Origin of the sequence: Enterococcus sp. ARL09-542 (assembly GCF_005234805.1) — a bacterium.
GTDB lineage: Bacteria > Bacillota > Bacilli > Lactobacillales > Enterococcaceae > Enterococcus_D > Enterococcus_D gallinarum.
On sequence record NZ_QPQX01000034.1, the window covers coordinates 1 to 7,561 of the forward strand.

Consider the following 7,561-nt stretch of genomic DNA (forward strand, 5'->3'; position numbering starts at 1 on the left):
CCTAACTGTTCCAAATGAGGAATCGTCAATCCAGCTTCTTTGGCGATATGTCCTAATGTATCAGAACCAACGTCACCGAATTTTTCTGCATCGGGCGCTTCACCGATACCTACAGAATCCATTACGATCAAATGTACACGTTTAAACATCTCAATTTCTCCTAACTTACACACAAATATAAACTAATTTTATCTAGAAATAACTATCCGTCAAGATATCCTTCTTTAAAAAATATCATTCGACAAGACAGGATAATACAACCTCTGATGCAGCTTTATGAATACGTTGGTAATCTTCATCATTTGCCCATCTTTCATTTTTTCTACTCACATGAACAACAAGACAATTCGCAACAGGGATGTTATATAGACTTCCTAAAAGGAATAGTACTGCCGTTTCCATCTCACAATTTAGAATATTTCTATCTGTCCAGTAGTCCATATACTCTTTTTTTACACTTAAAGCAGTAGAAATATTAGGTGTTCTACCCTGCCCAAAGTAATAAGTTTCTGAAGTCAGTCCAATCCCGGTATGTGTCTTAAAACCTGCTTGTTCTGCTTTATTAATAATTGCAAAAGTTAAAAGAGGATTTGCTACAGCAGGATAGTTATCAGAAACATAGGCACCTAACATTCCTGTTGTTCTTGCCATACCATTATTAATAATTAGATCACCAGGTGCAATTCCATCTACCCAAGCACCACATCCTCCGCAACGAACAATTTTTTTTGCTCCATTTTCAATTAATTCAGTTACTGCAATTTCAGTGGATCCTGAACCAATTCCTGTGGAACAAATTGATACCAAATGTTTTTTCCACAAACCAGAAACAACAACAAATTCTCTGCTATCAACTAATTTCTTTTTGTCACGCCAATCTTGAGAAATTAACTCAACTCTTCCAGGATCACCCACAATTATGGTTGCTTCTCCAAGGTCCCCATATTTAAGACCTTTCAAATGTATACTCATTGATTTTCTCCCTTCTTCATTTTTAATGATAATACAGACAGTAATGACACAATATACAGAACTGACAAAAATAGCATGGCAATAGTCAAAGAATAGTTATCTAAGAAGAAACCAATGAAAACTGATGAGAATCCACCCACCGCTCTTCCAATGTTAAAAATAATATTATTTGCGGTTGCTCTAATATGGGATGGATAAAGGTTTCCGACTATTGCACCATATCCTGCATTCATACCATTGCAGAAGAATCCCACTGCAGCTCCACCTATTAAAATTGCCGTACCTGAGTCAGCAAAAGAATAGATAAAGACAGCAATTGCTGAAGCAATCAAAAACAAAGAGTAAGCGAATTTTGCTCCAACTTTATCCATAATTTGACCAAAAAAAAGCATGCCAACAGACATTCCAACAATTGTAACAATCATCCAATAAGATGATCCCGATACAGTTAACCCTACTTTATTCTGTAAAATAGAAGGCAACCAGTTCATTAATCCAAAGTAACCCGCTACTTGTGCGATAGCCATAATTGTTAGACGGATGGTCACAGAGGCTCTTCCTTCTATAAACAGATCTTTAATTGAGGGCTTGACTTGTGTTTCCAGCACCTCTTTTTTCCATTCTTCTGGTTCTTCTAGTTTAAAATGCGCGTAGATTGCTAAAAAAATCGGTAAAGTACCAAAAACAAAGAGTGCACGCCAACCAAATGCTGGGATAATAATAGCTGCTGCAATTGCTGCTACAATACTTCCTATTTGACCAGAGATTGTTACATAAGAGTTGATACGACCTCGTTTATCACTTGAAAAGCTGTCAGCGATCATAGACATAATAACTCCATATTCTCCACCACCTCCAACGCCAACTAAAAATCGAAATAAGTAGACAAGATAAATATTATTAGCAAAAGCCATTGCTCCTGTAGCTATTGAAAAGATAGCTACAGTAATTACAAAAACTCTCACGCGCCCCCTTCTATCAGCTAAGGTGCCAAATATAATTCCTCCTACAAGCATTCCAATATTAGTGATTGTTGAAATAAATCCTCCGGCCGCTCCATTTATTCCAAAATCAGAAATCATAGTTGCTAGCACAAAAGACAACAACATTGTACTCATGCTTTGCAAACCTAAACCACTCATAGAACTAAAAAGAACTTTTTTCTGCTCTTTAGTTATTTTTGAATCATTTGAGAATTCCATAAAAAACCTCCATAATACTTAGTTTAGATGAAGCGCTATCAACGCTAACAGTGTATCATCTTTTTTTTATTAATTATATTGGACTTAATACTAAAAAAATAAGCACTTTTTTTGTATAAAAGTCCAAAAAAAATATCTTTTAAACGATACCATTGCATGTATCCACATATAGTATATAATGGGTCTTGACTTATTACTGAAAAAATCAATTATTTTGTATGAGGTGGATAAAGTGATTACATTAAATCAACTAATGAGCCAAGTAAAATTGCCTATCCAGCTAATCAATGCTCCTGTGGAATTTAATAATGCAATCAAATCTATCACAATCATGGAATCACCTGAAGTAAAAAAATGGCTTCAAGGTGGTGAATTCATTCTAACTAGCTCTAAAACATTTACAACTGATTTTGAAACACAAGTACAGTTATTAAAAGATTTAGTTACACTAAAAGCAGTCGGATTAGCAGTAAAAATATCTAATAATCATTTCTATTTTTCTGAAACAGCTTTAGCCTATGCTAAAAAAGAAAACTTCCCTATATTTACAATTCCTGACAATGTAACATATCTAACAATCATGGATCAAGTCAATTACATTTTATTTACAGAAAGAGAAACCACTTTTTTAAAAGAAAATTTGGCAAAATACCTATTAACTACCCAAATCAAATCGGCTTCTTTAAAACAACTTGAACATTTAGCAAAATTGAGTGATCATACAAAAGTAACCGTTTTACATGTGGGTCCTAATATTGATTGGTTTCAGACATCACCAATGATTTCTCAGAAACCAAATTATTGGAAAAATATACAACAATTATTATTATTATTAATTCAACGACTAGATAATTTAGTCGAGAAAAATCAATTAACAGATTATCTTTATACAAATGATATTAATTCAATTAGCATTATTCTCATTTCTGAAAATAAGACAGATAAAAAAGAATTACTCTCTGCAGTAGAGAATGTAAATCAGAATTATCTTTCAGCAATAAAAGATGATTTAATTGTCTATTATGGATTAAGCGATAACGTTTCTGTATATAATATTGTTGAAGGATATAGACAAGCTACATTTGCCCATAAAATAAATCAATTTATTTGTGCAGATTCTCCTATCCTAATATACTCCACTGTGGAGTTTTATGATGTGATGAATAGCCTTTCAGATACAGAAATTGCAAATCATCTGATGAATCACTTGAAACCGATTGCTGATAACAAGCTGCTTATGGCAACACTGCAAACATTTTTTAGAAATAATGAACAGTTAATGAAAACAAGTGAAGAATTATTTATCCACATAAATACGTTGAGATATCGTTTAAAAAAAATTAAAGTATTGACAGGTTTAGATTATAATAACACAAGTGATAAATTGAAAATGTTTTTAGGAATCGTACATTTTGAATTAAATAAAATGAAATAAAAAGCCTTCCTATATAGATCACCAAACTTGCATTATAATTCTTTAAATGCTTTCATATTAAGTCTTATTTATACCTGACATGGTTAAAATATTCATTTTAAAGCTACATACTACACACGCTCTGTTGTTTTAGGATTATAAAACTACTTCCAGTCTTCAGAAGAAAACTTTTGCCAATATCAATACCTAATTTTTATTCCAAGCCATTTTCTTTTCAAATCGGAAAGACGCACCAGCTTATATTAGACACAAATTCGTTTAAAGAATTGCAACATACGACTTATAAATAATCAAATTCATCAGGAAAAACGCTATTTCAAATACAATATAAACTTCAACAAGAAATAGTAAAGTTTACCGCTCTACTAAAAATGGTTATAGGAAAATGATTAATACCAAATAAAAATAACAATGATTTATAGAGTTAACTAATAAAAAACAGAAAATTATCATTTAACTCTATTAATAATAAGGAGGAAAAATGCAAAATCTATTAATAAACGTTAAAAACCTAGAAAAAACATTTATCACAAATGCTAATGAAAGGATAACAGCTTTAAAAAACATAAATTTAACAGTAAGTGAAGGGGAATTTATTTCCTTAATAGGGCCAAGTGGCTGTGGGAAATCAACACTTCTTCGGATTATTAGTGGATTAGAGACATATGATTCTGGAGAATTAACATTTACTTTGGAAAACAAAAATAATGGTTTCGTTTTTCAAGATTCTGTTTTATTTCCATGGAAAACAGTTTATCAAAACGTTATTTTCCCTTTGGAAATAAAAAAACAAAAAAATGCTAGAAGCTTAGCTCAGGTTGATGATTTAATCAAAATGGTTGGTTTAGAAAAGTTTCGTAATGCTTTACCAAAAGAACTTTCTGGGGGAATGAAACAAAGAGCTTCTATTGCGCGTGCTCTCTCATATGATCCAACAGTGCTAATGATGGATGAGCCTTTTGGTGCTTTAGATGCTATGAAACGTGATACATTAAACCTCGAACTATCACGAATTTGGAGTGAATCTGGAAAAACTATACTATTTGTTACACATGATATAGATGAGGCAGTTTTTCTATCAACTAAGGTTGTTATAATGAGTGCTCGACCTGGAACAATTAAAGAAGTTATTCCAATCGACTTGGATAAGCAACGTGATTTAAAAATTCGAGGTTCAGATCAATTTATTAAATATAGCAATTATTTAAGAGGGGAGTTAGAACATTGAAGCCAAAAAAAAATACTCATATATCTGATCCTTTGATATCCATTTTATTGCTGATGATTGTATGGCAGTTATATATTAGTAAAGAAGATGTTCCAGCATTTATACTCCCATCTCCCCTAGATGTTTTGAAAGAGATTATGAATCAGTTAATCAGTGGAAATATTTGGTTTCATATATTTGTAACAGGATTCGAGACAATCATTGGGTTTCTAATGGCTTCATTATTTGGGCTAATTGTAGGATACTTTATTTATAAAAACGAAACCATTAGATTAATGCTGATGCCTTTCTTAATATTTTTCCAAGCAGCTCCTAAAATTGCTCTAGTCCCCATATTTATCATTTGGTTTGGCTTAGGATTATTTTCTAAGCTATTTGTTGTCTTTTCAATGGTGTTTTTCCCGATTGTTATTGGAATGATCGATGGTATGAATGCTATCCCAAAAGACATGTATAATTTGATGAAAATATTAAATGCTGATCGTTCGCAAGTGCTCAAAAGCCTAGAAATTCCATATGCCCTTCCTTCCATTTTTGCTGCTTTGAAAGTAGGAATCGTCCAAGCAATTATTGGTGCTACAGTTGCTGAATGGATGTCTGGTCAAAACGGATTAGGATACATCCAAACGTATGCATCTTCAACTTTTAATACTCCCTTATTAATTGCGGGAATTTTCTTTACAATAATTTTAGGTCTACTTTTCTATGCTATTATCGAACACTTTGAAGCTTATTTCTTATCCTGGAATAAATCGGGGGATCAAAAATGAAAAAAAATTTATTAATAATTTTTTGGGGGCTATGTTTATTATTTAGTTTAAGTAGCTGTAAAAATAAAGAAGTATCTATTGAACATACAAGCACTGGTTTGGCTAAAGTTTCTATTCAAATTGATGGTGCTGCAACCCCATATTATGCTCCATTGTACTTAGCTAAAGAAAAAGGTTGGTTTGAAGAAGAAGGTTTAGACGTAGAATTCTATTATGCCTCTGCTTCGGAAATTGTGAAAAATGTTGCTGCTAACAACGTAGAATTTGGTTTTCCAAACTCTGATCCCGTTGTCATTGGACGATCAAATGGAGTTCCAGTTAAAATTATTCATACTACTTATCAAGAAGGTCTCGGATCCATTATTTACAAAAAGAATTCTACTATTCGTAAGCCTGAAGATTTACAAGGGAAAACAATTGGTATTACCTCCTATGGAAGTCCTAACTTTATTCAGTTGCAAGTCATATTAGAGCAGGTAGGACTATCATTAGACGATGTTTCTATCAAAATAATTGGTACAGGAGCTATCGTAAATTCTCTTGTTTCCGGCCAAGTAGATGCCATTAGTTTTTCAATGTTAAGAGCTTACGATTTACAAGAACAAGGCCTAACTGTTGGAGAGTTTCGCTCTGAAAACTACATGCCTACACAAGGAAATGTCGTAATCACAAGTGATAAATTTCTGAAAAAAAATCTAGATCTATGTCAAAAATTCGTGAAGGCATTGAATCGATCACTAGCTTTTCTCGTAGATGGGCACTTAAGTACTGGTATTGAAACCGCGATCGCTGACTACGCTCCTTCTGGAAAAGGGTCTGAAAAAAAAATAAAAAAAGTTATGGAGAATGAATTTGTCCCAAAACTTTGGCAAAGTAAAAATACATTCAGTTATGGTTTCGGGTATTCTGATGTTTCTCGATATAACAACTATATCGACTTATTGTGCGAATATAATTTAATCTCAGATAAGTATGACGCAAAGCAATTAGTCGTGAATCTTGATGAGGGAGAGAAAAAGTAATGAAATCAAAAAATATTATATACCCTTCTTTACTCTTTACTCTTATTATTATTATTTGGGAATTATCTGTGAGAATTAGCAATGTTCCGAACTACATTTTGCCATCACCCACAAAATTAACTAGTTTTTTTCTAACCTATATATCTACTGGTGAATTACTAATAAATGCATGGGTTACTCTACAAGAAATTTTTATTGGAACATTTTTTGGAATTATTTTAGGTGTTTTTTTAGGATACTTAATTGTTAAAATAAAGTTAATTGAACGGCTGCTGATGCCCTTAATTTTAATTATCCAAATAGCACCTAAAATTTCTTTAGCTCCTTTATTCATATTGTGGTTCGGACTAGGTATCCAATCTAAGATTGCTTTAGTTATTTTAGTTGTTTCATTTCCAATTATGGTCAACCAATACACAGCTTTTAAACAAATTGATATTCGTTATATCGAATTATTAAAAATATTAAAAGCAAGTAAGTTTCAAAAATTTATTAGTTTGGAATTGCCATTTGCTTTTTCTGCAATTATATCGGGAATTAAAGTCTCCGTGACACAAGCCATTACTGCTGCGGTTATAGGCGAAATGATGGGGGCCAAGTCAGGCTTAGGTTACCTTTTAACATATGGAAATGAAATGTATGATATAAACATTATACTTTCATCAGTTATTACTTTATCAATTATAGGGTTGGTCCTTTACTATATGGCTACTTATATAGAGAAAAAAGTTTTATATTGGAGATAGATGATTAATACTATTATCAAAATAAAATATCAAATACACTTAATAAAAATTTTTAAGACAGCTTATCTTTATCTGAAACTCTATACTCCAAATAGTGAAAAAATAAGTGTGGAATGGCAACACTTTTCTAGACAAAAATTATAAGGTCTGTTTATGACACCATATCCAGTTGCCCTTGACAACGAG

General features: G+C 32.1%; 7 protein-coding genes and 1 pseudogene. 5 read left to right on the plus strand and 3 right to left on the minus strand.

Annotated elements, in window-relative coordinates:
• From DVW06_RS16520 to DVW06_RS16530, 3 genes and pseudogenes are all read right to left on the minus strand, one after another.
• A pseudogene (locus DVW06_RS16520) lies at window positions 1-149 on the minus strand (phosphopentomutase); the annotation flags it as partial.
• Window positions 150-234: 85 nt separating this feature from the next.
• Window positions 235-972, minus strand: a complete 738-nt coding sequence (locus DVW06_RS16525) for a nucleoside phosphorylase (RefSeq protein WP_137264897.1) — start codon at window positions 970-972, stop codon at window positions 235-237.
• Window positions 969-2,174 (minus strand): MFS transporter, encoded by a 1,206-nt coding sequence (locus tag DVW06_RS16530; protein WP_103301384.1) that lies wholly within the window; start codon window positions 2,172-2,174, stop codon window positions 969-971. Before DVW06_RS16530 ends, DVW06_RS16525 begins: the two co-directional genes overlap by 4 nt.
• A 232-nt stretch (window positions 2,175-2,406) precedes the next feature.
• Between DVW06_RS16530 and DVW06_RS16535 the strand changes: the two genes are divergently transcribed.
• From DVW06_RS16535 to DVW06_RS16555, 5 genes are all read left to right on the plus strand, one after another.
• Window positions 2,407-3,609, plus strand: a complete 1,203-nt coding sequence (locus tag DVW06_RS16535) for a PucR family transcriptional regulator (RefSeq protein WP_195958085.1) — start codon at window positions 2,407-2,409, stop codon at window positions 3,607-3,609.
• A 481-nt stretch (window positions 3,610-4,090) separates the two neighbouring features.
• Complete coding sequence (locus DVW06_RS16540) at window positions 4,091-4,837, plus strand: ABC transporter ATP-binding protein (RefSeq protein WP_137264899.1); 747 nt, start codon at window positions 4,091-4,093, stop codon at window positions 4,835-4,837.
• Entirely contained in the window at window positions 4,834-5,607 is a 774-nt protein-coding gene (locus DVW06_RS16545; protein ID WP_238696205.1) for an ABC transporter permease, read from the plus strand. The genes DVW06_RS16540 and DVW06_RS16545 overlap by 4 nt, the downstream gene beginning before the upstream one ends.
• Window positions 5,604-6,629, plus strand: a complete 1,026-nt coding sequence (locus tag DVW06_RS16550; RefSeq protein WP_137264900.1) for an ABC transporter substrate-binding protein — start codon at window positions 5,604-5,606, stop codon at window positions 6,627-6,629. The genes DVW06_RS16545 and DVW06_RS16550 overlap by 4 nt, the downstream gene beginning before the upstream one ends.
• On the plus strand, window positions 6,629-7,375 hold the full coding sequence (locus DVW06_RS16555) for an ABC transporter permease (protein ID WP_103301380.1): 747 nt from the start codon (window positions 6,629-6,631) through the stop codon (window positions 7,373-7,375). The genes DVW06_RS16550 and DVW06_RS16555 overlap by 1 nt, the downstream gene beginning before the upstream one ends.
• Window positions 7,376-7,561 lie beyond the last annotated feature (186 nt).